The organism is Eubacterium xylanophilum ATCC 35991, from assembly GCF_000518685.1.
In the GTDB taxonomy this organism is placed as follows: Bacteria; Bacillota; Clostridia; order Lachnospirales; family Lachnospiraceae; genus Eubacterium_F; species Eubacterium_F xylanophilum.
Genome location: NZ_JAEB01000001.1, coordinates 289,864 through 314,158, shown reverse-complemented (window position 1 = coordinate 314,158; position 24,295 = coordinate 289,864). Strand labels below are relative to the sequence as shown.

Annotated in this window: 24 protein-coding genes; 4 read left to right on the top strand and 20 right to left on the bottom strand. The window is 40.8% G+C overall.

Annotated elements, in window-relative coordinates; translation table 11 throughout:
• The first annotated feature begins 161 nt into the window (after positions 1 to 161).
• Positions 162 to 1,502, top strand: coding sequence for an alpha-amylase family glycosyl hydrolase (locus L877_RS11695; RefSeq protein WP_084554722.1), 1,341 nt, complete (start codon positions 162 to 164; stop codon positions 1,500 to 1,502).
• A gap of 323 nt (positions 1,503 to 1,825) precedes the next feature.
• Here the strand turns inward: L877_RS11695 and L877_RS0101415 are convergent, their stop codons facing one another.
• Together L877_RS0101415 and secD are read right to left on the bottom strand one after the other, a co-directional pair.
• Positions 1,826 to 3,031, bottom strand: coding sequence for an AI-2E family transporter (locus L877_RS0101415; protein ID WP_026834567.1), 1,206 nt, complete (start codon positions 3,029 to 3,031; stop codon positions 1,826 to 1,828).
• A 30-nt stretch (positions 3,032 to 3,061) separates the two neighbouring features.
• Positions 3,062 to 5,293, bottom strand: a complete 2,232-nt coding sequence (gene secD, locus L877_RS0101410) for a protein translocase subunit SecD (protein ID WP_026834566.1) — start codon at positions 5,291 to 5,293, stop codon at positions 3,062 to 3,064.
• A gap of 188 nt (positions 5,294 to 5,481) precedes the next feature.
• Here secD and prmA point away from each other — a divergent pair, with 188 nt between their 5' ends.
• The gene (gene prmA / locus L877_RS0101405; protein ID WP_026834565.1) at positions 5,482 to 6,495 is read left to right on the top strand and encodes a 50S ribosomal protein L11 methyltransferase; all 1,014 of its coding nucleotides are present in this window, start codon (positions 5,482 to 5,484) and stop codon (positions 6,493 to 6,495) included.
• A 49-nt stretch (positions 6,496 to 6,544) separates the two neighbouring features.
• Here prmA and L877_RS0101400 read toward each other — a convergent pair whose 3' ends face one another.
• The 12 genes from L877_RS0101400 to L877_RS0101340 form a co-directional block, all read right to left on the bottom strand.
• Positions 6,545 to 7,564: a glycosyltransferase family 2 protein gene (locus tag L877_RS0101400; RefSeq protein ID WP_026834564.1), complete on the bottom strand. Its 1,020-nt coding sequence runs from the start codon at positions 7,562 to 7,564 to the stop codon at positions 6,545 to 6,547.
• An 86-nt stretch (positions 7,565 to 7,650) separates the two neighbouring features.
• A complete protein-coding gene (locus tag L877_RS0101395) occupies positions 7,651 to 8,052 on the bottom strand; it encodes a flagellar protein (protein ID WP_026834563.1) in 402 nt (133 codons plus the stop codon).
• A gap of 27 nt (positions 8,053 to 8,079) precedes the next feature.
• Positions 8,080 to 8,796, bottom strand: coding sequence for a ComF family protein (locus L877_RS0101390; RefSeq protein ID WP_026834562.1), 717 nt, complete (start codon positions 8,794 to 8,796; stop codon positions 8,080 to 8,082).
• Between the two features lie 49 nt (positions 8,797 to 8,845).
• A complete protein-coding gene (recD2, locus tag L877_RS0101385) occupies positions 8,846 to 11,083 on the bottom strand; it encodes an SF1B family DNA helicase RecD2 (RefSeq protein WP_026834561.1) in 2,238 nt (745 codons plus the stop codon).
• A gap of 3 nt (positions 11,084 to 11,086) precedes the next feature.
• Complete coding sequence (locus L877_RS0101380; protein WP_026834560.1) at positions 11,087 to 11,470, bottom strand: rod-binding protein; 384 nt, start codon at positions 11,468 to 11,470, stop codon at positions 11,087 to 11,089.
• A gap of 30 nt (positions 11,471 to 11,500) precedes the next feature.
• The gene (locus L877_RS0101375) at positions 11,501 to 12,310 is read right to left on the bottom strand and encodes a flagellar hook-basal body protein (RefSeq protein ID WP_026834559.1); all 810 of its coding nucleotides are present in this window, start codon (positions 12,308 to 12,310) and stop codon (positions 11,501 to 11,503) included.
• A gap of 89 nt (positions 12,311 to 12,399) precedes the next feature.
• The gene (gene flgF / locus L877_RS0101370; RefSeq protein WP_026834558.1) at positions 12,400 to 13,179 is read right to left on the bottom strand and encodes a flagellar basal-body rod protein FlgF; all 780 of its coding nucleotides are present in this window, start codon (positions 13,177 to 13,179) and stop codon (positions 12,400 to 12,402) included.
• Between the two features lie 11 nt (positions 13,180 to 13,190).
• Entirely contained in the window at positions 13,191 to 14,177 is a 987-nt protein-coding gene (gene mreB / locus L877_RS0101365) for a rod shape-determining protein (RefSeq protein ID WP_034784747.1), read from the bottom strand.
• Positions 14,178 to 14,187: 10 nt separating this feature from the next.
• Positions 14,188 to 15,561, bottom strand: coding sequence for a thioether cross-link-forming SCIFF peptide maturase (scfB, locus tag L877_RS0101360; RefSeq protein WP_026834556.1), 1,374 nt, complete (start codon positions 15,559 to 15,561; stop codon positions 14,188 to 14,190).
• 108 nt (positions 15,562 to 15,669) lie between these two features.
• A complete protein-coding gene (scfA, locus tag L877_RS11690) occupies positions 15,670 to 15,813 on the bottom strand; it encodes a six-cysteine ranthipeptide SCIFF (RefSeq protein ID WP_034784745.1) in 144 nt (47 codons plus the stop codon).
• Between the two features lie 123 nt (positions 15,814 to 15,936).
• Entirely contained in the window at positions 15,937 to 16,719 is a 783-nt protein-coding gene (locus tag L877_RS13255; protein ID WP_051437600.1) for a flavodoxin, read from the bottom strand.
• A gap of 24 nt (positions 16,720 to 16,743) precedes the next feature.
• Complete coding sequence (locus L877_RS0101340) at positions 16,744 to 17,499, bottom strand: carboxymuconolactone decarboxylase family protein (protein WP_026834555.1); 756 nt, start codon at positions 17,497 to 17,499, stop codon at positions 16,744 to 16,746.
• Between the two features lie 260 nt (positions 17,500 to 17,759).
• Here L877_RS0101340 and L877_RS0101335 point away from each other — a divergent pair, with 260 nt between their 5' ends.
• Positions 17,760 to 18,647, top strand: coding sequence for a LysR family transcriptional regulator (locus L877_RS0101335; RefSeq protein WP_026834554.1), 888 nt, complete (start codon positions 17,760 to 17,762; stop codon positions 18,645 to 18,647).
• Positions 18,648 to 18,689: 42 nt separating this feature from the next.
• Here the strand turns inward: L877_RS0101335 and L877_RS13780 are convergent, their stop codons facing one another.
• The 6 genes from L877_RS13780 to L877_RS14180 form a co-directional block, all read right to left on the bottom strand.
• Positions 18,690 to 19,265, bottom strand: coding sequence for a helix-turn-helix domain-containing protein (locus tag L877_RS13780; RefSeq protein ID WP_084554721.1), 576 nt, complete (start codon positions 19,263 to 19,265; stop codon positions 18,690 to 18,692).
• Positions 19,266 to 19,458: 193 nt separating this feature from the next.
• On the bottom strand, positions 19,459 to 19,875 hold the full coding sequence (locus L877_RS0101325) for a hypothetical protein (RefSeq protein WP_026834553.1): 417 nt from the start codon (positions 19,873 to 19,875) through the stop codon (positions 19,459 to 19,461).
• 219 nt (positions 19,876 to 20,094) lie between these two features.
• Positions 20,095 to 20,538: a zinc ribbon domain-containing protein gene (locus L877_RS0101320; RefSeq protein WP_026834552.1), complete on the bottom strand. Its 444-nt coding sequence runs from the start codon at positions 20,536 to 20,538 to the stop codon at positions 20,095 to 20,097.
• A 94-nt stretch (positions 20,539 to 20,632) separates the two neighbouring features.
• Positions 20,633 to 20,953 carry a TfoX/Sxy family protein gene (locus L877_RS0101315; RefSeq protein ID WP_026834551.1) on the bottom strand — a complete coding sequence of 107 codons (321 nt, stop codon included), beginning with the start codon at positions 20,951 to 20,953 and terminating at the stop codon, positions 20,633 to 20,635.
• A 43-nt stretch (positions 20,954 to 20,996) separates the two neighbouring features.
• Positions 20,997 to 21,515, bottom strand: coding sequence for a cyclophilin-like fold protein (locus tag L877_RS0101310; RefSeq protein ID WP_026834550.1), 519 nt, complete (start codon positions 21,513 to 21,515; stop codon positions 20,997 to 20,999).
• Between the two features lie 14 nt (positions 21,516 to 21,529).
• Complete coding sequence (locus L877_RS14180; protein ID WP_169729778.1) at positions 21,530 to 22,690, bottom strand: cyclophilin-like fold protein; 1,161 nt, start codon at positions 22,688 to 22,690, stop codon at positions 21,530 to 21,532.
• Positions 22,691 to 23,243: 553 nt separating this feature from the next.
• Here L877_RS14180 and L877_RS0101295 point away from each other — a divergent pair.
• Positions 23,244 to 24,095: a PHP domain-containing protein gene (locus tag L877_RS0101295; protein WP_026834549.1), complete on the top strand. Its 852-nt coding sequence runs from the start codon at positions 23,244 to 23,246 to the stop codon at positions 24,093 to 24,095.
• Positions 24,096 to 24,295 lie beyond the last annotated feature (200 nt).

Below are 24,295 nucleotides of genomic sequence, written 5' to 3'. Positions count from 1 at the left end.
GCGTACTTATAGAATACTAGTCGTTATTAATCTCAATCACATTTCTCTTCATGCTCTTTCGAACAAACCCCAATTTTTATTTTATCAAATTTTCCCATGTCTTGCAACCTTTTTAGCTGTATTGTATAATTAAATAAAACGTTAGAAATGAGGCGATTTATATGGCATGGTACGATGAATCAATATTTTACCACATATACCCACTAGGACTTTGTGGAGCTCCAAAGCAAAACCCATATTCAGGAGTAGAACACCGATTAATGACTCTAATCCCTTGGCTAGATCACATAAAAGACATGGGCTTCAACGCCCTCTACATCGGTCCCCTCTTCGAGTCTGTCGGACATGGCTATGAAACCACCGACTACAGAAAACTTGACTCCAGACTGGGGGATAATCAGGATCTAACAAATTTTGTCAAAGCTTGTCACGACCGCGAAATAAAAGTTGTTCTGGACGGCGTTTTCAATCACACCGGCAGAGATTTTTTTGCCTTCAAGGATTTACTTCAAAACAGAGAAAACTCCCATTACAAAGATTGGTACTGCAACGTAAACTTTTACGGCAACAACGAGTACAATGATGGTTTTTCTTACGATAACTGGGGTGGATATAACCTTCTAGTCAAACTCAACCAATGGAATCCGGAAGTAAAAGATTACATCTGCGACACCATACGCTTCTGGGTCTCTGAATTTGACATCGATGGAATCCGCCTTGACGCCGCCGATGTACTAGACTTTGATTTCATGAAAACTCTCCGCTCCGTTGCCAATTCAGTCAAGCCCGACTTCTGGCTAATGGGAGAAGTAATTCACGGAGAATACTCAAGATGGGTCAACGCTGAAACACTTCACTCAGTCACCAACTACCATCTTCACAAAGCACTTTACTCAGGACACAATGACCATAATTACTTTGAAATTGCCCATACCGTCAAACGCCTAAATGACATGGCAGGCGGTGCACTAACCAATTTCAAACTATATAATTTCGTAGACAATCACGATGTTGAGAGAATCTATACAAAGTTAAACAACAAAGAACACTACTTCCCTGTTCACATTCTCTTATATACCCTTCCGGGAATCCCATCCGTCTACTACGGCTCAGAATTTGCCATCGAAGGGCACAAAGAACAAGGATCGGATGACTCCCTTAGACCTCATCTAGAGCTCTCAACCCTCGACCAAACAGGCAAATATGCAACTTTTATCAAAAAATTAGGTAATGTCCGTCGTTCATGTAAAGCACTTTCTCACGGCGACTACAGAGAAATCCTATTAACAAACAGACAATATGCTTTCGCAAGGACATACGAAGATGAAATCTGTATAACTATCGTCAACAATGACGACTCAGAGGCAAAACTATATATCAATCGCCAGGGTAGAGACAGCTATGAAAGCTTGTTAATGAATTATGAATTCCAAATAGAAAACGACAATATCGTCATAACCCTCCCACCTAATAGCGGCGAGATTCTTGTGAGCAAGAGATAGGGGTGGCTTGAGGAGTTTGGGCTCTGGGGGTTCTCTGGGGGCTTCTCTGAGGGGTTCTCCGGGGGCTTCTCTGAGGGGTTCTCAGGAATTTTACATGCAATACGCGTTTATTGTCTTACGAACGACGTGAGTAAGACCAGCGATATGCGTTTCCAATTATTGTCTTACGAACGACGTGAGTAAGACCAGCGCTATGCGATTCCGAAAAAAACAGGAAGAGGGCAACCAGAGAGAGACTTCAATGCGCATGCATTGCGTCTCGAGTCGGTTGGACTCTTCCTGTTTTTAGACTGTCTTAGTGCGACAGCCCCTTCAAATCTCAACTATAATTGTTTTCTTCTGTACTTTTCGGTGTCATCCGGTAATCCTTTCTGGAGCAACTTCTTGCGACTCCACCTTCGCATGAGCTTATAAGCCACGGCAAAGAGTGGGACGCCACAAACCATTCCCGGAATACCGAAGGTATATCCACCTATGACGATGGCGAATAGAATCCAAAAACTACTGATACCAATTGATTCACCTATTATCTTCGGTCCAATGATATTTCCATCAACTTGCATGATGATAATTACAATTACGAGGAAGATAATTCCCTTTACGGGATCAACTATTACGATTAGGACTGCGCTCGGTATAATTCCGATAAACTGTCCAAACATAGGTATCATATTTGTCACGCCAATCAAAACGCTGACAAGAGATGTATAAGGTATATCTGCAATACTGAGGGAGATGAATGTGACAATTCCCACGATAAGGCTATCTATCACCTTCCCACCAAAAAATTTGATGAATGTATAGTCGATATCCTGCATGAGTTCAAACAAGAATCGAACCTTCTTTTTCTCAAATACTGCAAATGCCAACCTCTTAGCTTGTCCAAGGAACTTTTCTCTATCGATCATCATATAGATTGATATGATTAAGCCGATAAAAACATTTCCCAGGACTCCGATTGCATCAAATATTCCCGCTGATATAAATGACAATACATCAGTACTTGTAGGGACAATCTTCTCTTGCAACCATGTTCTGAATTGAGTATATGATGAATCTGCTATCTCCTTTGTATAACCAGCAATCATAGGGTGCTTATCCTTGATGTCATGGACAAAACCAACTACATTCTTGTAGTAAGTCGGGAGATTCTTGGCTAGCTTAATTATGCTGTCAAGGACCTCAGGCACTACCAAGATGAGGAGCCATACGATAACAGCAATTGCGCCGATCAATACGATGAATACTGCAATTACTCTCGCAACTTTGTTAATAAACTCTCTCTTTCTCGTAACCTTATACAAGAGAGGGATTATAACTGCTCGCTCCAATCTTTTTACCAGAGGATTTAGCAGATAAGCTATGCAAAAACCAATTATAATCGGCATAAGTGCAGTTGTTATCTTATCTACAAAATCTCCCAAAGCACCAATATTCAATACCAGAATGGAGAAGAGAGATACGGCAATCATGACAAAGAATGCCACGATGCCTATCTGTATATACTTAGAATCTATCTTTCTCTTCAACGTTTATCACGCCCTTTATAAGGTACTAGATTATTTTTTCTTGGATGGGGCTTTCTTGATTTTATTCAAGAAGAACCAAATTGTTCCTGCAAGACATACTGATGAATAGCATCCAGAAACGATACCGGCAATCAATGGAATTGAGAACTGTCTTACTGAATCAACTCCCATAATTGCAAGAACAACAACCATGATAAGTGTTGTAATACTTGTATTGATGCTTCGGCTCAATGTCTGTGTGATACTCTGGTTAACAATCTCCATCATATCAGATCTGCTTGAAGCCTTAGCTTTATTCTCACGGATACGGTCAAATATAACGATTGTTGCGTTGATAGAGTATCCCACAATTGTCAACATAACTGCGATAAATGTACTACCAACTGTGATAAAGTGGCTTAGTACTACGTAGATTGTGAATACAACCATAACGTCATGGATAAGAGCTGCAACTGAACTTGCACCAAATGCAAGATTCTTAAATCTAATCCAGATGTAGATGAGCATGAATATTGCTGCAAGGATTGTAGCAAATACCGCATCTGTTCTCATCTCATCACTGACTGATGCTGAGATTGTCTCCTGCTCAATCTTATCCTGTGATACATTATACTTAGCTGAAATCTGATCTCTAACGTCCTTCTGCTGTTTTTCAGAAAGTGTAACAGTACGAACGATAAGAGTATTCTCTCCAGCTACATCAGACAACTCTGCTGCCTGTACACCAGTGATGTCCTTAACTGCTTTTTCGATTTCCTGCTTGAAGTCAGTTGTTGCATTTCCCTGACCATCAAATCCCTTGGCACCAGCGTCAAATGTAATTGATGTTGATGTACCACCAACGAAATCAAGGCTGTAATTCAAGATGTTACCTGTCTGTGTCTTGTTTATAATCAAACCTGCGATACAGATAAGGAGAATAGCTCCTGAGATAACGATATACTTCTTAGCGTTCCCAACAAAGTTAATTGTCTTACGCTCTTTGATTGTACCAAAGAACTTAGCATCTTCAAGTCCAAGATTTACAAAACCTCTGAGCAACCATCTTGTTACAAAGATAGCTGTAACCATTGAGATGATGATACCGATTGCCAATGTCTGTGCAAATCCCTTAACAGTACCTGAACCCTTGATATAAAGAACTACTGCAGCGATCAATGTAGTTACGTTACCGTCAATGATAGCTGAAAGCGCTTTATCGAATCCAAGCTTGATAGATGACTTAACTGTCTTTCCTGTACCGATCTCCTCTTTGATACGAGTAAATATGATACAGTTGGCATCCACCGCCATACCTATGGCAAGGATAACTCCGGCAATACCCGGCAATGTCAATGTCACATCCAAGAGATTCATTGCAACCAATGCTGCAGATGTGTAAATTGCCAAACTGATTGATGCAACCACACCCGGCAATCTATACATGACGATCATGAAGATCATTACGAGGATGAGACCTACGATACCAGCATAGATACTAGTCTTAAGTGATGTTACACCAAGCTTCGCTCCAACGATGTTAGAACGTATATTCTTAAGCTCGAGTGGCAAAGCACCGATACGAAGTGTTGAAGCCATATCTTCTGCCTGTGAAAACTGATCAAAGCTTCCTGAGATGATAGCGACTCCATCTGTGATCTCGGCCTGAATTACAGGAGATGAAACAACCTTTCCGTCATATACGATTGAAAGTGCATCACCAATGTGATTTCCTGTAATTGTAGCAAATTTCTTTGCGCCCTTGCCTGTCAAAGTCAATTTAACTACATTTTCATTCTTTCCAGTCTTCTGATCTGCCTGAGTTGTTGCCTCTGCTGTCTGAATCATTGATCCATCCATCAAAACCTTAGACTTATCAAACTGGGCCTGATCATTTTCACCCTTCTTGATGTCAGTTTCCATAACAAACTCAAGTGATCCGGCTTTTCCAAGTTTATCAAGGATAGCCTGAGGATCTGAAACATCAGGAACGTCTACAGTTACTCTGTTTGCGCCTTCCTGATATACTGATGCTTCAGTACTCTCATTTTCCACACGCTTCTGCATCTTGTAAACTGTGTCTGTCATTTCCTGATCTGTAGGATTAGCTTTATTAGCTTCGTAAGTAACACTTACACCGCCGGCCAAGTCAAGTCCAAGTCTGATATTCTTGGCACTTCCTCTCTTGCCTGCTCCAATCCCTACAAATACTACAAAACATAATGCTGCTGCTACAAGTACAATTCCAACGACCTGTAGTATACCTTTTACCTTACTGTTCATTGAGAACGTCTCCTTTTCTTAAAAAATACCTAACTAGTATAGCACATTTTGGCAAAATCATCAAGGGGTTTCTAATTATTCTTCACATTGTCTCATCAAGCATTTTACGCACACAACCGCGCCGTTGACAAACCCATTTTTAAATGCTACTATAATTTCATAAAATTTTCATTTTGGAGGAAGCTAAATTGAAGTGGATAAAGTTTACTATAAACACGCACAATGATGCAGTTGACCTTCTCAGCTATATGCTGGATGAAGCGGGGATTGAGGGAATCGAAGTCGATGATAACATCCCTCTGACAGAAGAAGAAAAAAGCCAGATGTTTGTGGACATTTTGCCCGATCCGGTGGACAATGACGGTACGGCAAAAGTCAATTTTTATATCGAACCACAAGATTGCAACAAAGAAGAAATACTAAAAAAAGTTAACGATATTCTCTCAGAGATTTCCCCTTATACCAACATAGGTGCGGGAACAATTGACGTATCGGAAACCGAGGACAAGGATTGGATGAACAATTGGAAGACATTTTTCAAGCCCTTCCGAGCATCTTCAAACATAATAGTCAAGCCAAGCTGGGAGGACGCAGACGAGGTATCTGACTACAATAGCGAGTCAGATATTGTCATTGAGATTGATCCGGGAATGGCTTTTGGAACCGGAACTCACGAGACGACGATGCTTTGTATCAAAGCTCTCTCCCAGGTAAAATGTTCCGACAAGCAGGTTCTGGACGTCGGTTGCGGAACCGGAATCCTTGCCATCGCAGCGGCAAAACTCGGAGCAAGACATGTCATCGCAACTGACATCGATCCCGATGCCACAAAAGTCGCCGCCGAAAATCTGGATAAGAATTCTGTACCAAGAGAGAAATTCGAAGTATATACAGGGGATTTGATAAACGGCGAGGCAACTGATCACTCCTATACTTTCAAGGCGCCGGTAGCCGATGAAAATATTAGTGATAAAGTAAGAGCAGACAATGATATTGTCATCGCCAATATATTAGCAGATGTCATCATTCCGCTGTCTGCAATCGTTCCAAAGCACCTCAAGAAAGGCGGAATATTTATCTCCTCCGGAATTCTTGACACCAAAGCTGACGAAGTGGAGAATGCGCTGGTTGCCAACGGATTTGAGGTTATAGATAAGCACGAATTAAATGAGTGGGTTTGCTTCGTTGCAAAGCGCTTGTAAGACCAGCATAATTTTAAAAAAACTGTCGAGCACTGCCCGACAGTTTTTTTTAATTAAATCCATATATCTTTCTTGCGATGGAATATCCCCACACAATCAATTTTCGTCCTGCTTTTCCCCTGAGATGCATAGGACCGCTCAGAGCTTGCATATTTACCTTTCTGGCAACCACCTTGTCCTTTTCCTTGAGATAATGCCAGAGTTCTTTCTTCTTGTCGATACTCTCTCGACTTCCCTCTTTGATGAGAAATACGGAGCTGACCGTCATCATCATAGTGAGATATTTGATCATATAATCGCGCAATTTTTTGTCATGTATTCTCATAATTCTTATCTCATCGATCATTATCTTATTGACTCTAATCTGCTGATCTATTCGACTAATCATGACCTTTTCATTGACCGATTGATCCTCACGTCCAATATAATATCTATAGAGATTTTCATTCATGTAATACATAGTTTTTACATGTGGAAGTGGTACATATACGAAGATATTATCAACGTAAAATGTATGCTTAGGCAACTCTAAACCGCAATCTCTCAAAAGCTTAGTCCTGTATATTACCGAATGCATCAAAATATTCTGACTGATTTTGAGTTTCTTGGTATCGCTCCACCTAAATACCTTGTCCACCGGGAATGCATCTGCATAATCAATCGCCTTGTGCTTATGTTCACTTGGCTTCTCATATACATAGTTTGCAAGAATCATATCTACTTTAATTCCCTCTTGAACAAACTCCTTAATCTTATCAATTACTTTTATCAAAGCGTCTTTATCAAGCCAATCATCGCTATCAAGAACTTTATAATAGAGTCCCGTTGCATTTCTAATACCGGCGTTAACTGCTTCTCCATGTCCGCCATTTTCCTGGTGAATTGCCTTCACAATTCCCGGGTACTTAGCTTCACATTCATCTGCAATCTTAGCTGTATTGTCCTTTGTAGAACCGTCATCAATAACGAGTATTTCTACATCATCCCCACCTACTAATGCGCTATTTATTGCATTCAACATATATTCTTCCGAGTTATAACACGGAATTGCAACTGTTAATAATTTCATTTTTCTACCGATTCAGGTTATGTGCTAATGGCCCAAGCCACCTGCTTCCCGGGCTCTCTCGAGGTCATAAGCCTCTGCGCAAACTTCTAGTTCTTCATAAATCTCATTCTATTCTCTCTGGTGTTAGGTGCTGGAATATCCAATTCTCTCGACGGTCTTGGCATAGCCAATCCCTTGCGAATCTTGGTAGCGCAATCCATACAATACCTTCCCGTCTTGATGGTCTGTCCACACATCTCACACTCAATTCCTATAGGTGAATCCTGAGAAAATACCAATCTCTCCTCGCGAACCCACTTCTTAATCTGTCTGACAGAAACATCATTATCCTGAGAAATCTTATCAATTCCGGCAGTCGGATTGTCGTAAACATACTTCTTAACTTGTTTAAACTTTTCTTCTGTTTCCTTGATGCAATTCGGGCAAAGTCGTTCGCCGTGAATATAATTGAACAATTTACCGCATTTTCTACATGTAGCAAGATCCATAACAATCATCCTCCTTAGTGCACAAATTCAAACATCTCCACAACCAATGCACATACATATCGAATTGACTTGGGTTGCTCCATTTTGCTTTAGCACTGACGCACAAGCTTCTAGTGTCGCCCCGGTGGTATAAATATCATCCACAAGGAGAACTCTCTTCTGGCCACTGCAAGAAAACTTTTCATCCACCTCTAAGGATTTTCTGAGATTAGAATACCTCAGATTCCTGTCAAGATTCTTCTGCGGAAGCGTCTTGCTGATGCGCCTGAGAGACACAGAATCAACGGGGATGTCCATCCTCTCGCCAATCCGCCGCGCCATTACCTCAGCTTGGTTAAACCCACGGTACCTCAAACGTGTTCGATGTACCGGAACCGGGATTATAATATCTGGATTAACTTGCTCTATCCAACTTCGTAGTTCATCAACCATTCTGTCGGTGAAAAATATTCCGCAATCCAAATCCCCTTCATACTTAAATCTAGCTACGATCTTCCTCGCAGCCTCATTGTATTCAAGCAATGCCATGCCACTTTCGATCTGACTTGCATGATCTCTGCAATCTCCGCAAAACTCCTGCTCATCATCATATATTGGCTTAGAACAATGCATGCATCTCGGTCCACGGACTATTTTCACCTTGTCTCTGCAGCCCTCACATAGCTCCTGAAGGCCTCGCAAACCGAGAGATTTGCCACAAACAACACAACGTGGCGTATAAAGTATTCTTAGTAATCTTTCCACCTTTACCCTCTTTTATTTATTCTACCAAAATATACACTCTTTTTCAATCTTAATTTTTTACCTCGAGAATCCTCTTCTTCAGCGAAGAATAACGTTTTCTCTCGTTCTGATTATTGATCATCTCTATTATGGCATTTTTGTTTCCCACAAGGATAACACACTTCTTCCCCCTCGTCACCGCCGTATAGAGAAGATTTCTGTTCATAAGCATCTTGGGGCCTCCCATGATAGGAATAACCACAGCAGGATACTCGCTTCCCTGGGACTTATGGATAGTAATGGCATATGCAAGCTCCAACTCGTCCATATTGGCCATTGTATACGTTACCTTCTTCTCGTCATCGAATATAACCGTCATCTCCTTGTTGAACAGATCAACCGAGTCCACAACTCCCATGTCTCCGTTAAATATTCCGGTTCCATCCTCTATCACTATGCCATTATACCCCTCAATCTGCCAGCGGATTTGATAATTATTCTTGGTCTGCATCACCTTATCCCCAACTCGGAATATGTTGTCTCTGTACTCCATCTCCGCCTTGGATTTGGAAGGCGGATTAATATATCTCTGTAAAACTTCGTTGCACTTTATGAGGCCGGTTTCTCCCTTCTTCATAGGAGTGAGCACTTGGACATCAAATGGTGTACAGTCAACATAGGCCGGCATCTTGTCCCTAACAAGAGTGAGTGCCACACCCAAAACATCATGGCTATTGTCCTGCTCCAAACAGAAAAAATCTTTGCTGTCGTTGTTGAGCTTCGGAATTCGACCCTTGTTGATGTCATGGGCCCCCACCACAATATCACTCATGGCCGCCTGCCTAAATATCTGTTCCAACCTAACCACGCTGAATATTTTCGAATCAATAATATCTCTCAAAACATTTCCGGGGCCAACGCTCGGAAGCTGATTCACATCACCTACGAGAATCAGTCTCGTCCCCACAGGTATCGCCTTCAGCAGGCTGGAGAAGAGAAATATATCCACCATAGACATCTCGTCAATTATTATTACATCCGACTCCAGTTTGTTAAACTCATTGCGGGCAAATAGTCCCTTATTGTCATTGGAATAACTGTCACTGTTACTCTCGAGCCCCGCGCCATTGTATTCGAGCAACCTGTGTATTGTCTGCGCCTCTCTATTCGTGGTCTCGCTGAGCCTCTTGGCCGCACGTCCTGTTGGCGCCGCCAAAAGTATGGACTCCCCTTGAGCTTCAAGCATCTTGATAATACGGTTTATAGTTGTTGTTTTTCCCGTTCCCGGTCCTCCCGTAATCACCAGAACTCCCTTTACGAGAGACTCTCGAACAGCATCAAGCTGGTTCTCGTCCAGAAAAATTCCATCTATTCCCTGTGAATCCTGAATCATCCTCTCCAGACTCTCATCAAACTGATATGAGACTTGATCCAGATCACAGAGCATCCTCGCAACTCCCATCTCACCATAATAGAGAACCGGTAGATATACATCTTCATTGTCCTTAATCAAGTCTTTATCAATTATCATTTTTTCTATTGTTTCCATTATTCTTTCAAGGGGAACGGCGAGAATCTCCACACTTTTTTTGCAGAGTTCCACCTCGGGTATAAATATATGTCCATTGGATATTTCATTTTCCAACGCATATATTATCCCGGCCTTAATCCTAAATATCGAATTGACATCAAAGCCTATTTTGGCAGCTATATCATCTGCTATTTTAAACCCAATACCTCTGATGTCTTCGGATAATTTGTAAGGATTATTCTGTATAATATCATATACATTTCCCTTGTATTTATCATATATTTTAGCTGCTAATTGATTGGAAATACCATACTTTTGAAGAAATATAAATGCCTCTCTTGTTTCTTTTTTTTCCTCGAAAGCTTCATAGACTTCCGTCGCTTTTCTCTTGCTTATTCCCTTTACTTCCGCTAATCTCTCAGGTTCCTTTTCGATAATTTCAAATGTTCTGTCGCCGAACATGTCAACTATCCTCTTAGCTAACCCCGCTCCAATGCCTTTTATGACACCAGAAGAAAGATACCTCTGCATAGCAACGGCATCCTCCGGTTCCTTCACTTCACTCTTCGTAACCTTAAATTGATCATCATATGTTGGATGGTGGGTGATATTTCCCCATAACAAGAGATACTCCCCCTCATTGATAAAGGGGAAGTTTCCTACGCATGTTTCTAAGTATTCCCCGTCTTCATCCTGACAGGCCAACTCAAAAACTGTATATCCATTTTCTGTATTTCTAAAAATAATATGTTCTACATAACCTTGTCGCTGTTCCATAGATTATAATTCTTTACTTCCTTCTATCTGGCCATTTCTCTCCATGGACTCGTAAAGCATCTTCGCTATACCCAATCCACCGCCATTAGCCACCATATTCTCCGCTATTTCCTGATACATATTGTCGCTAAACATATCGACATAATCGTCACTATCGCTCTCTTCATCATCGCTTGTCAGCGCCTTCGTGGATTCCTCCATGGACTTAAACATCTGCTGAATCAGATAGGCTTCAAATTGTTCACATGCTTCTTTAGCTTGCAAATCAGTCTGAGCATTTTCGATTTGACTTGTCAAATGTTCCGCGTTGCTTGTGCTCGCAATAGTGCCGGGAGCAATAGTCCCACTGCCCAAGCTGCTATATAAATCACTTACTGAAATTGCCATAATTAATCACTCCTAATTATGTATTTCTAATTAGTTTCTCAAGTTATTAGCCGTCTGCAACATCTCATCTGAAGCGTGTATAGCCTTAGAGTTCATCTCATATGCACGCTGCGCAATAATCATATTAACCATCTCATCTGCAGCTTGTACATTAGATCCCTCGAGATATCCCGAAACCACCTTGGATCCAAGTGCTGACGCCTGTGAAATAGTAAATGTTCCTGAAGCCGCTGTCTCCTTGAGAATAGTATCTGAAGTTCTCTCCAAGCCCGCAGGGTTTGGAAAAGTAGCAAGACCTATCTGTATTCCAAGAGGCCTAGCATTGTTATTGGCATCAGGATAAGCAAATCCACCATTCATATCAATTGAGAGCTTTGACGAGTCAATGTTCTTTGGGAATATAATCGGCTGCCCCTGAGTGTTGAGTACTGGATTTCCCGCACTGTCTGTGAGAGCCATACCATTCGATGTAAGGCTCACATTGAAATTACCATTTCTGGTATATCCAACACTTCCATCGCCGGTTCTCACCATGAAAAATCCCTCGCCCTGAATCGCATAATCGAACTTTCCCTTTGATTCAAGCAATGCTCCCTGTGTAAAATCAGATACAATCGCAGAGCTTCTAACTCCCAATCCAACCTGTGCACTTACAGGCTTTGGCTCACCTTTGCTATCATAAGACTTTTGCTGCAAAGTTTGATAAATCAATGATTTAAAGTTGACAGCCTCTGTCTTGTATCCCGTTGTATTTATATTTGATAAATTATTTGAAATAGTATCCAAATTTGTCTGCTGCGCTGCCATTCCGGAAGCTGCAGTCCACAATGAACGCATCATAAGCATTCCCCCTAAACGAAAATATAACACAATGTCTCAAAATTATATCGACATTTATCACATTTTACTTTACATCATACAGTTAAACATTAGCTTCCCAATCTGCCAACCTGATTAACTGCCTTGTCAAGCATGGAATCGATTGACTTCATAACGCGCTGATTGGTATCATACGCTCTTGTGATGGTAATCATATCAACCATCTCAGATACAACATTTACATTGGATTGCTCTGTATATCCCTGCAGAACATCGGTTGCAGCCTCGGTTTCCTTGGCTCCGTCCACAACTGTATACATGTTGTCTCCAAGCTTAACTACATAATCATAGTCCTCAAAATCCACGACCTTAATAGTGTCCACATTCTCATTGTCGACAAATATACTTCCGTCGCGCCCTATCGCCACATTAGTGGAGCTTGGATCAATCTGAATATTCCCATTTTCTCCCTGCACTCGATTACCTTCTGTATCTACAAGATAACCATCTTTTGTCAGCTGAAAACTTCCGTCTCGCGTATATCTCACGGACTCGTCTCCCTCTGAATTAGTATACTTAATAGCAAAAAATCCTTTTCCACTCAAAGCAAGGTCAAACGTATTTCCCGTTTCTCTAAGTGAACCCTGAGAATAATCGGTAAACGTCTCACCCACTTTTACTCCCAAGCTCATCTTGCCGATGGCCTGGTTGTGGTAAGCCTGAGATCCATCTCTTATCTTAATTGTAAGCATCTTGTCAAATGCCTGACTGCTGACACTCTCCGCCTTGTAACCAAGGGTGTCGGCATTGGCCAAATTATGAGAAACAACATCTAGTCTTTTCTGTTCATTGACCATTCCGGTCCAACCGGTATAGAGACCTCTTAGCATAGGCTTCCCTCCTAGTCTTGGCCGTTTCCTCCACTTAAGAATTCGACATACTTACCAGTTCCTATGGCAACGGCTGTCATAGGCTCCTCAGCTGTCATCGTTGTAATACCTGTTCTGCTCTCGATCAATTCCTCAAGGCCATATAACAAGCTTCCTCCTCCGGTGAGTACGATACCTCTGTCTGCGATATCTGCCGCAAGTTCCGGCGGAGTCTTCTCGAGAACACTGTGAACAGCATCTACAATCTGGAATGTCGCATCTCTAAGTGCCTCTTCAGTTTCCTCAGACGTAACTGTAATGGTCTTTGGCAAACCTGTAACCAGATTACGTCCGCGCACATCTACTGTCTCAACTTCCGGACGTGGATAAGCAGATCCAATTCGAATCTTGATATCCTCCGCTGTTCGCTCACCGATAAGCAGATTGTGCTTCTTTCTCATATATCTAACGATTGCGTCATCAAAGTCATCTCCCGCAATCTTAATTGATGTACTGACAACAGTTCCACCAAGAGAAATAACCGCAATATCAGATGTTCCTCCACCGATATCTACAATCATATTTCCACATGGCTTAGCGATGTCGATTCCGGCACCAATAGCTGCAGCAATCGGTTCCTCGATAATCTTAACATCTCTTGCACCAGCCTGGAATGCAGCATCCTCTACCGCTTTTCTCTCAACTTCTGTAACTCCACTTGGAACACAGATACTGATAAGCGGCTTGCGGAATCTCTGCTTTCCCACTGATTTCTGAATAAAATACTTGAGCATCTTCTCAGTAACAGAATAGTCTGAGATAACACCCTGACGCAAAGGTCTGACTGCCACAATATTTCCCGGCGTTCTACCGAGCATCAATCTGGCATCTTCCCCGATGGCCATAATTCTATTGGTATCGCGGTCAAATGCAACCACGCTAGGCTCTTTTAATACAACTCCACGCCCTTTGACATATACAAGGATACTCGCTGTACCCAAATCTATTCCGATATCCATCTCGGCCTCCTTAATTCTCTTCTGCCTGCTTTGCCTTAATCCAGATAGCACACTCTGTTCTCTTTCTCTGCAATTCGCATCCTATCTCATATGGTTTGTTAATATCCTGATGAGTGTTATACGCATTGGCCGCGCATCCACCGCTACAGTAAAACTTCGCAAAGCAATCTCTACATTCTTTCTTCGCATAAACATTACACAACTTAAACTCATTTACTATATCGACATTTTGTATCCCATCATCGACATTTCCCAGGAGAAATTCTTCATTTCCCACAAATTGATGACATGGATACAAGTCACCCCATGGTGTCACAGACAAATATTCCGTTCCCGAGCCACATCCTGAAAGTCTCTTGTATACACAAGGTCCGCCAGTCAGATCAATCATATAGTGGAAGAACGTAAAGCCTCTTCCCTCTTTCTCGCGTCTGAGCATCTCTGTGGCCAGTTCCTCATATCCTTTGAAGATAGTCGGCAAGTCCTCTTCCCTAATAGCATAATCCTCTGATGGATCTGCCACAACCGGTTCGACTGAAACCTGCTCAAATCCCAAATCTGCCAAATGCAAAACATCCTTCACAAAATCCAGATTGTGTCTTGTAAATGTTCCTCTGACATAGTATCTCGTCTGATTTCTACTCTCTGCAACCTTCTTAAACCAAGGAAGAATCTTGTCATAACTTCCATTTCCCGCCTTGTCTGGTCTCATATAATCATGTATTTCTCTTCTTCCATCGATACTAAGTACCACATTATCCATCTCTTTGTTGACAAATTCTATAATGTCATCATTTAAGAGCATACCGTTAGTAGTAAGGGTAAATCTAAAATTCTTATTGTGCTTTTCTTCGAGACTTCTTCCGTATTCTACCAATTGTTTGACAACATCAAAATTCATCAATGGCTCTCCACCAAAGAAATCCACTTCCAAATTAACTCGACTTCCTGAGTTTGCAACAAGAAAATCAAGGGCTTTCTTGCCGGTCTCATAACTCATAAGAGATCTGTCTCCCTTATACTCTCCTTCTCCGGCAAAGCAATATCTACATGAAAGGTTGCATGCATGCGCAATATGAAGGCATAGCGCCTTTACAACAGTTTTTCTTGCCTTAAAATCTAGAACCCCTTCTTTATAAGTATCCTCTGTAAAAAGTGTACCTTCCGCCTTGAGTGATTCGATGTCATCGAACAGCTCATCCAGCTCTTGGTCAGAAATCTCACTTTCGGAATATTTTCCTCTTACATATTTGACAATATCTTCTCTGGATTCCCCCTCATAGCGCTCTATAACGTCATATGCAACATCGTCAACAACATGAACAGAGCCACTGTTCACGTCCATTACTATGTTATCACCGTTAAATTTATAACAATGAATCATTATTTCTACCTCATCCTAATCTTCTTATCTCAAAACGACACAAAAAGGACCTCGCTGAACTCATGACTGTTCAGCCAGCCCTTCAAATCAAGTTATATAAAACCAAGATTATTTGCTGTGTTCGCAAGTCTGGTTACCAACTGTACAAGATGTCTTGCATGCAGACTGACAAGAAGTCTGGCACTCACCACATCCACCAGTCTTAACTGTGTCTTTCAAGTTCTTTGAAGTGATAGTCTTAATTCTTTTCATGGTTTGTCCCCTTCCTAGATTTTTTTTTATATTCTATCACAGTATAACACATGTTTGTTCTAATGTAAATATATGATTTCCTAGTTTTTGTCCTTTTCTCAAATGGCAACATTATATCATGAATTATAATAACGGACTAACCCATTCTTTAATTTTCGTATCCGAATCATCTGTCAAATCCCTGCCAGCTTTCACACTTGCACCTTTGGCAAACTCCTTTATGTGGGCAATACTACCAGAAATACCGCTTCCTCCGGATGTACAGAAAGGTATTATATTTTTTCCTTTAAGCTTAGTTTTAGAAAGAAATGTTCGTATCACACCAGGTTCTTTACCATGCCAAATCGGATATCCGATAAAAATCTCATCATATTGCGCTATATTCCTTATCGTTGTTGCTATAGCAGGCTTTGAATTATTGTTCTGCTCACTATTTGCCCTACAATCACTGTTGTAATTTAAATCAGCAGAAGTATATGTTTTTCGAGGAACCAATCTCACAATGTCAGCTCCTGCTGCCTTAGCCACCTTATTCGCAACAGCTTTCGTGGTACCTGTTGCCGAAAAATATAAAACAAGAACTTTTCTTTTTCCACTAGTTACAGTCACAGTACATCGATATTTCTTCTTACCATTTTGGGCAATTATGGTTGTCTTACCAGGTTTTTTCGCAGTTATTTTGCCATTTTTCACTGTAGCTACTTCTTTTTTGGAAGATGTCCATTTTACCTTCTTTGCTTTCTTATATTTTAGTTTAAATGTTTGTCCCTTTTTTAGCATAACTTGCTTTGCCGAGAGTCTGGTCTCAGCGGCAAATGCAACATTATCTGCCGTGGAAATCAACAAACATACCACAAATCCCAATGTCAGTATAAATGTTCCCGGTACCAATATCTTTCTCATCATATTTTCTTTCCCCCTATTGGTGAATTATGACAACTTATCATAATCTTCATCTGATACAGATTCTAACCATTCATTACTTGTTTCTTCACCGGCAACCTCTATTGCAAGATGCGAGAACCACGCATCAGAAGCCGCTCCGTGCCAGTTTTTTACTTCCGCAGGAATATTTATAACTTTTCCCGGCGTCATCTCTACCGCATCTTTACCCCACTCCTGATAATACCCTCTTCCGCCTATGCAAATCAGCATCTGACCGCCGCCACTTTTCGCATGATGAATATGCCAATTGTTGCGGCACCCAGGTTCAAAAGTCACATTGAAAACCGGAACCTGTTCAGTAGACACAGTTGCAAGATAGCTCTGCCCTACAAAGAACTTCGCGTAAGGATTTGGATCTCCGATAGGAAAAAAAATCGTATTCTGATATCTGTCCTTTTCTGTGATTTCAGGAATGTCTTCATTCCATACATCCTTTGCCAGACGAAATACTGCCCAACCTTTTGGCCAGCCAACGTACATAGTTGCATGAGTTATGATTGCAGCAATCTCTTCCTTTGTAACTCCGTGAGCCTTAGCATTCTGAAGATGATAAATTAAAGAAGAATCTGTGATACCTGATGCCATAAGCGAAACTACTGTAATAATGCATTTTGTCTTTACATCAATTGCTTCCTCATTCCATACCTCGCCGAAAAGAATATCATCGTTGAGATGTGCAAACATCGGCGCAAACTTCCCCAATTGCTCTCTTCCTGCTGTCTGTACTATTTTTTCACTCATTACCTTTCCCTCACTTTCTTATTTTCCGGCCCCTTGTAGACCATACATATTTATTTGATTCTACCACTCTTCTGACACTTTATCAATATGTGCCAGGAAGTTCTTTATCTTTTATGTGCTTATTCCATTTGCTCTGATACTATATATACATTGCAGATTATTTTTCTATTTACATTTTCACATAAATGGTGTAAAATGTCCAATAGAAAGCTTAAATACCTTATTTAATTTTTAAATAATTTATATAATTGGAGGATACTATGACTACAAAACAAATAGATTATTGTATCGAACTTGCAAAAACTCAAAATTTTTCAAGGGGCTCGGAGAATATGTTTGTAAGCCAGCCCACCTTTTCCTATCAGATTAAGCTTTTAGAGAAAGAAGTGGGATTTCAAATTTTTGAGAGAAATGGCAAAGGTGCAACTCTTACCCCTGCAGGTCAGCAATTTGTAAGTTTTCTTGTAAATATGCGTGATGATATGAAACGTGCCATCGAGCAAGGACAAAACTTCAGCGCCAGATACAGTGACAATATAAGCATAAGCCTTATGGTAAGACAAGCTATATATTTTCTTCCTGAAGCTATCCGTATCTTTGAGAAAAGCCAATCCCACGTGCAAATCACTCCAAAATTCCAATACGAAGGTGGTATGGACTCATTCCTGAAAAATGAAGCTGATATACTCTTTACTTTGAAAGAACATACAAAACAGCTCGCAGGTACTATTGTCCACGAGCTGTTCAAAAGTCATATATATTTAATTACAGACAAGAATGACCCTCTTGCCACCAAAAACATCATTACTCAAGAGGATATATACGGAAGAACCCTTATGGTAGGCGGGGGATCTCCAGCACTTCTGCGCTCTGTCCAGCAAAATCTTATGTCTTCAGGTAAGATTTCATATTTCAACAGCCCCGATCATGAAACTACCCTAACCAACGTTGCTGCCGGTCGCGGCATATGCCTTGCTCCAGGTTTTCTAAATGATCATAGTGGACAGTTTGCTTGGATTCCTTATGAGTGTAAAAAAACCTTTGACTGCGTACTCTGCACTCATAAAACTGACAACAGGAAAAGTTTGCATGATTTCATCGGAACACTAAAGAAACTATATGATGAGGCAATTGCTTTCCCGTTATAAGTGGAATCAGACAGCAGGTAATCCCAAAGGAATTGTTTGATGTCAGATTAGCTGATATGGGGCTTTTTTGAATAAATGATTTCCAAGTTCAAATTTCCTCGGATCTACTTTGCTAGTCAATTCGCTTGTAATAATAAAATCAGATACTACCTTAACCAAAAACTGCTTACCCCCTGTTTCTACAAGATAATACGCTGAAGCACCATTCAAATAATCAGCACCCTGAATAATTCCGGGTCCTACTATAAAATCCACGAGCCATTCTGCCTTGCTCATTCTTTTTCTGCAAATAAGAGGATATATTGCATCAGCTCTCTTAAATTTGGAGTAACATGCTGCGTCCATTTTACTCCTGCATTTGCCTGTTATTTCAAAGGAATCAAGGTCAATAGCTTCTTTCACCTCGTTAAAGCTGAGCTTTTTATCCTCGTCCAAAAGATAATCTACACTGACGTCAAGCAACTGTGCCATAACCTTCAGATTGTTTACATCCGGTAAACCTCTGCCAGATTCCCACTTTGCTACCGCCGATCTGGATATGCTCATCTTCTCAGCAAACTGCTCCTGAGATAATCCAGCTTCTTTTCTTGCTTCTTTTAATTTTTCTCCAAATGTCATGATGATGACCTCCTTTTAGTTTTCGTTCTAAAACGTTTTTTATAGTCTCATCATACCCAAAAATCTTAGTGACAGTAAAGAAACGTAATGTAACAGTGATGTTACTCTCCGTAACAGGGCATATTCCCGCGGTTTCCAGGCATAAAATCATCCATCTACAAGACTCAATCAGTGCTACCCGAATGTTCATGTATCAAACTTTACCCACCTTTTTAACTGCTAGGTCTAGTTCCAAATCACGAAGACCAAGATACGCCTTCATGAGAAAGTCTACAGGGATTTTTTTTATTATTTTCGCACTCGGAATATCATAATACCACTGATAATAAGCATAAAACTCACCAATCCAGTTCGGTGCAAATCCCTCGATAGCTTTTCCTGTCTTTAATGCATAATTCTCAGTACTTGTAAAATACTTCAAGAGTTCTTTTGCATCCATTGTATTTACATATGCCTTTCCTTCATCAATACACTTTCGAGTTTTACTTAACATATAGACACTAATAAAATCTTTGGTATCTTTATCTGGATAATCCTGTGCGACCATATCAAATAATTTGCCTTGATTCTCAACTACATCGCTCAAATACGCTTCTGCATATGCTTGCATAATTATCACCTCTCAAATAAGCATATATACGGCATTATTATAGCATTACAAGTAATAAAACGCAATCATTTGAGAACATCATAATTTAATTTCATGTGAGTATGTGTTAATTCCAATACCATAAAGAAGCAACCTGCTGCCATCTCAGAGATTGATAAGGCACAAAAAAAACTCCCCACCACCATAATATGTAGTGAGAAGCTTCCGTCTGTCTTATATTTATCTCCAATGCTTAAGCTGTAAAAGATATCCGTCGTATTGTACTCGCCTTTCATCTTCCGACAAATTATCCGGATTCGGCATGTGACCGATCAGATAATCAATTAACGTATCTCTTGATTTGTAAGCAAATTCACCTTCTGTATAGCACCATTTACAGTAATCTTCGTTTAGGGTTCCATCCGGTTCTTTGCTGATCATATCATCATCATTCAGTGGCATTCCACAGCACTGGCATACAAGCAGTCTTGGACTGCCAAGAAGTGTATTGATCGAAACATTGTATTCCTTTGACAACAACTTAAGTGTATCTGTATTTGGTTGTGTCTCTCCAGTCTCCCAGCGACTCACTGCCTGTCTTGTTACCATGACGTGTTCTGCCAACTCGTCCTGCGTAAGCCCCTTTTCTTCTCTAAGAGTTTTCAGTATATCTTTGATTTCCATAGAGCAGATCTCCTTTCTTTGATAGGTTTGATTCTATTATCACATATCTACAGCAAGACAACAAGCAACGCTCTGTTGCTCTTTATCTTTATCTTTATCTATTTCTTTTCTTCTTCGCAGCAGGCAGCTCTTCATACATTGTTTCTAGTAACTCGCTCAGAAAATCTCTGTTCTCCACATCGTCTACAAGCAGCATTTCTCTCGCTCCTTCATATGGCAGTTCCATCTTTGCATCCGGCATCATAGCCATTGCTGACTTCACTGGCTTGACGAGAAAGCGGTCATCATATATTCCGCCGACTATTTTGCCGCGATAGTAGATAATGTATTCTCCCATCATGGCTCTATAGGATATGTCATCCAAACCAGAAAGCTGCTCTAATATATAATCAAGATAATCTTTACTTGAAGCCATCGTATCCTCCTTCACTTCTCATTAGATATGTTCCCTCCATTTTCTATTTTTTATTATTTTCATGTTCAAAAGAAACCGTAACATTCCCTTTTCCAACTGCCTCACGAAGCCCCGAAACATCCTTTATCTTTCCTATCCTTGTGTAGGAATATCCGGTAGAAAAACTGTCATAAAAAAGAACCACGCAATCCGATCCATACAGCATCAGATCCCCTTCCTCTATTTTTCCCACCTGCTCCGGTTCTGAATGGATGCTCACATCCATATTAAAATACTTTTCATTTCCATTCAATTCTGACATGCCAAAAGTAACCGGCAGCTTATTACTAAATTCTTCTGCTGTTTTATTATCCTCTAATATCGCTTCAAATTTCTGCTCTCCAATCGTAACCATAATCGTATGATTATCCGTTCCTGCTTCTGTACCTTCCTTTTCTTCTACATAATTTTCAGATGTTGTGCCGGTATTGTTTTCTTTTGAAGTATTTCCCTCTGAGCCACACCCTACCATACCGAGACACAAGATAGTAATTGTAAAGAATGAAAGAATCCTTTTTAACATGCATCTATCCCCCTTTAAGAATGTGCAAATATCGTTATCGTTACATTTCCGGTTCCAAGCAGATTTTTAAGTTCTTCGTTTGTCAAGCCCTGAATCTTTCCAAGTCTTGTATATGCCCATGTATTCGATCCATAAAATACTACCATCTGATTTCCTGAATAAAGTACAATATCACCGGGTTCCGTCCGCATCTGCACATCCTGTCTGCTGATGTTCGTTCCAAGCGATCCCACCTGTTCAAAACCGCCATACATAGACATGGATATTTTGATCTCACCATTTCCTGCTATTTTTTTCAGTTCTCTTACCGATTCATTATCTTCCCATGCTACTGAAACCTCAACATCATCAATCTTCATTTTCATCATGTACTCACCTTCTTCCTGCGGCTCTTCTGTCTGCACAGGTTCTTCTGTTATCCCCGGTGTCTCCTTCGGTTCCTCCGTCTGCACTGGTTCTTTTGTTGCATCCGCTGTTTCCTTCGGTTTTGCTGTCGCAGCACTCTTTTCTGTTACCGTCAATTTGCAGACATATTTCTTCTTTCTATATGTTGCTACAATTCTCGTTTTTCCCTTCTTTTTTGCCTTTATCCTGCCATTCTTTACCGTGGCAATCTTTTTATTCTGAACGCTCCATTTCACTTTTTTTGCTTTTCCACCAATCAGTTTCAGCTGAAAGGAACTACCTTTTGTCAGTGTTATTTTTTTCTTGTTCAATCTGATCTTTTTCTTCGGAATAGAAAACTGTACTTTGATTTTCCCTTTTGTAACTGCTTTTTCAAGTCCTGACGGATCTGTGATTCTTCCCAAACGGGTATAAGAGTATGAAGTCTTAAAATCCTTATAAAAGAGCACAATACAATCCGTTCCGTACAACATGATATCTCCTGCGTGTATCGTTTTTACCTGTTTCGCATTTTTAGGCAATTCATAACTTAAATACTTATACTTTTCATTGCCATTCAATTCAGGCATCGTATAAGTGACCGGAAATTTTTTTAAAAGTGCCTTTGTTGTTTTATTATCCTTGAAAGACGCCTGAAAATTTGTATCCCCAATTTTTATCTGTACTACGGTTGTTGCTGCTGCCTCCACGGATATGTATGGAAATCCTATCCCTTCAAGTCCCATTATCAATGTTAGAAGCATGCAGAAACAAATTCTTATTTTCCTCATAACCTGTCTCCTCTTTTCCTAAATTCATGTCAAGACTCGCTCGCGAGTCTTGCGCGCCGGATTCGGGTCTGCTTTAGCAGACTCACTTCCTATTCGAATCCGTGCGCATCCCGCGGAGCGTTTTAACTCAGTCGGGGTACAAGCTCCGACTGAGTTAAAATCTCTTTACAATTCATATTATATCAGCTATACTCTCAATTAACAAATAATTATATGTTATATCATGATATTCAATTTCTGCATATCGTTAATTTTCCTTAGCATTTCTGATAGCATCCTCCACAATTTCTCCGCCCTGTACCGGATTAACCTGATAGAATGAATGTGGCGATATCTTGTTTTTTGTCCTGGGCTTCGTTTTTCCTTGTCCTCTAACTCAAGTTAGTGTATAATATGTCTTACAAGCTATGCTTGTAAGACCAGCAATATGCGATTATTGTCTTACGAACGACGTGAGTAAGACCAGCGATATGCGATTCCAATTAAAATATACGGGTGTCACGAGCAGATACGTGCCCCGGAACAATATATATCTGCAGATTGGTGGATTATCATGAATTATATAGATTTACATGTACACTCTACGTGTTCCGACGGAACATTTTCTCCGGAAGAACTCGTAAACCACGCAATAGAGAAGGAACTCGTTGCATTTGCAGTGACGGATCACGACACAGTTTTGGGAGTTAAGCGAGCACTGGCCGAGGCCGAGCGACTGGGCAACCCCATCAAGGTCATACCCGGCGTTGAACTCTCTTGCGAATACGAACTTCCCGACAGAAAAAAGGAGATTCACATCTTGGGATATGGCATTGACTATGACGACGAGCACCTTCTGAAGACCTTGGAAGATGCGGCAAATGAGCGTGACAATCGCAATCGCCAGATGTGTGAGCGCCTGGCAAATGCAGGATATCCCATAACCTACGAAGAGCTCATGGAGAAGTTTGGCAACAACATTATCACAAGAGCACATTTTGCCAAGCTGCTGGTGGCAAATGGAGGGGTAGAGTCAATAGACAAGGCATTTAAGACTTGCCTGTCACCCAAGAGTGAGTTTTTTGTACATCGCAAGTATCTCACACCAGGCGAGGGAATCGAGTTGATACTCTCCACAGGTGGAATACCTGTACTCGCCCACCCTCTGCTCTACAAACTTTCCATAGAGGAGCTGAACAAGCTCATTGTAGACCTGAAGGATTTGGGCATCCAGGGCATCGAGGCCATCTACTCGAGAAATCACGGTGGAGACGAACCTTTTGTCAAGGGGCTGGCTTCAAAATATGGTCTATTTATCACCGGCGGTTCCGATTTCCACGGCTCCAATAAGCCAGATATCGAGATTGGTGTTGGCTGTGGCAACATGAGGGTGCCGGAGACAATTTTGAAGAATATTAATTACTGATAGAAATAAGTTATAATTTTTCTGTAAGATTAGGTTTTTGATCATACTTAATTTTACCACAAATCTCAGGTTTTTCGAAGCCTGAGATTTTTTTTAGGAGGAATGTCAGCACTAGATAAGTATAATAATTGTCTTACAAGCAAAGCTTGTAAGACCAGCAATATGCGTTTCCAATGAAACAGGAAGAGGCCAACCAGAGA

What these genes read in the sequence shown, in the direction of transcription:
- L877_RS13255 (WP_051437600.1), bottom strand. Translation starts at nt 16,719, where the DNA reads ATGATGAGAAAGATATTGGTACCGGGAACATTTATACTGACATTGGGA.
- L877_RS0101400 (WP_026834564.1), bottom strand. Translation starts at nt 7,564, where the DNA reads ATGAAATTATTAACAGTTGCAATTCCGTGTTATAACTCGGAAGAATAT.
- L877_RS14180 (WP_169729778.1), bottom strand. Translation starts at nt 22,690, where the DNA reads ATGAGGAAAATAAGAATTTGTTTCTGCATGCTTCTAACATTGATAATG.
- L877_RS0101325 (WP_026834553.1), bottom strand. Translation starts at nt 19,875, where the DNA reads ATGCAAGCATATGCAGAAGCGTATTTGAGCGATGTAGTTGAGAATCAA.
- scfA (WP_034784745.1), bottom strand. Translation starts at nt 15,813, where the DNA reads ATGAAAAGAATTAAGACTATCACTTCAAAGAACTTGAAAGACACAGTT.
- L877_RS0101310 (WP_026834550.1), bottom strand. Translation starts at nt 21,515, where the DNA reads ATGTTAAAAAGGATTCTTTCATTCTTTACAATTACTATCTTGTGTCTC.
- L877_RS0101395 (WP_026834563.1), bottom strand. Translation starts at nt 8,052, where the DNA reads ATGGATCTTGCTACATGTAGAAAATGCGGTAAATTGTTCAATTATATT.
- scfB (WP_026834556.1), bottom strand. Translation starts at nt 15,561, where the DNA reads ATGATTCATTGTTATAAATTTAACGGTGATAACATAGTAATGGACGTG.
- mreB (WP_034784747.1), bottom strand. Translation starts at nt 14,177, where the DNA reads ATGGATATCGGAATAGATTTGGGTACAGCGAGTATCCTTGTATATGTC.
- recD2 (WP_026834561.1), bottom strand. Translation starts at nt 11,083, where the DNA reads ATGGAACAGCGACAAGGTTATGTAGAACATATTATTTTTAGAAATACA.
- L877_RS0101295 (WP_026834549.1), top strand. Translation starts at nt 23,244, where the DNA reads ATGAATTATATAGATTTACATGTACACTCTACGTGTTCCGACGGAACA.
- secD (WP_026834566.1), bottom strand. Translation starts at nt 5,293, where the DNA reads ATGAACAGTAAGGTAAAAGGTATACTACAGGTCGTTGGAATTGTACTT.
- L877_RS0101340 (WP_026834555.1), bottom strand. Translation starts at nt 17,499, where the DNA reads ATGAGTGAAAAAATAGTACAGACAGCAGGAAGAGAGCAATTGGGGAAG.
- L877_RS13780 (WP_084554721.1), bottom strand. Translation starts at nt 19,265, where the DNA reads ATGACATTTGGAGAAAAATTAAAAGAAGCAAGAAAAGAAGCTGGATTA.
- L877_RS0101380 (WP_026834560.1), bottom strand. Translation starts at nt 11,470, where the DNA reads ATGGCAATTTCAGTAAGTGATTTATATAGCAGCTTGGGCAGTGGGACT.
- L877_RS0101375 (WP_026834559.1), bottom strand. Translation starts at nt 12,310, where the DNA reads ATGATGCGTTCATTGTGGACTGCAGCTTCCGGAATGGCAGCGCAGCAG.
- L877_RS0101320 (WP_026834552.1), bottom strand. Translation starts at nt 20,538, where the DNA reads ATGGAAATCAAAGATATACTGAAAACTCTTAGAGAAGAAAAGGGGCTT.
- L877_RS11695 (WP_084554722.1), top strand. Translation starts at nt 162, where the DNA reads ATGGCATGGTACGATGAATCAATATTTTACCACATATACCCACTAGGA.
- L877_RS0101335 (WP_026834554.1), top strand. Translation starts at nt 17,760, where the DNA reads ATGACTACAAAACAAATAGATTATTGTATCGAACTTGCAAAAACTCAA.
- L877_RS0101315 (WP_026834551.1), bottom strand. Translation starts at nt 20,953, where the DNA reads ATGGCTTCAAGTAAAGATTATCTTGATTATATATTAGAGCAGCTTTCT.
- flgF (WP_026834558.1), bottom strand. Translation starts at nt 13,179, where the DNA reads ATGCTAAGAGGTCTCTATACCGGTTGGACCGGAATGGTCAATGAACAG.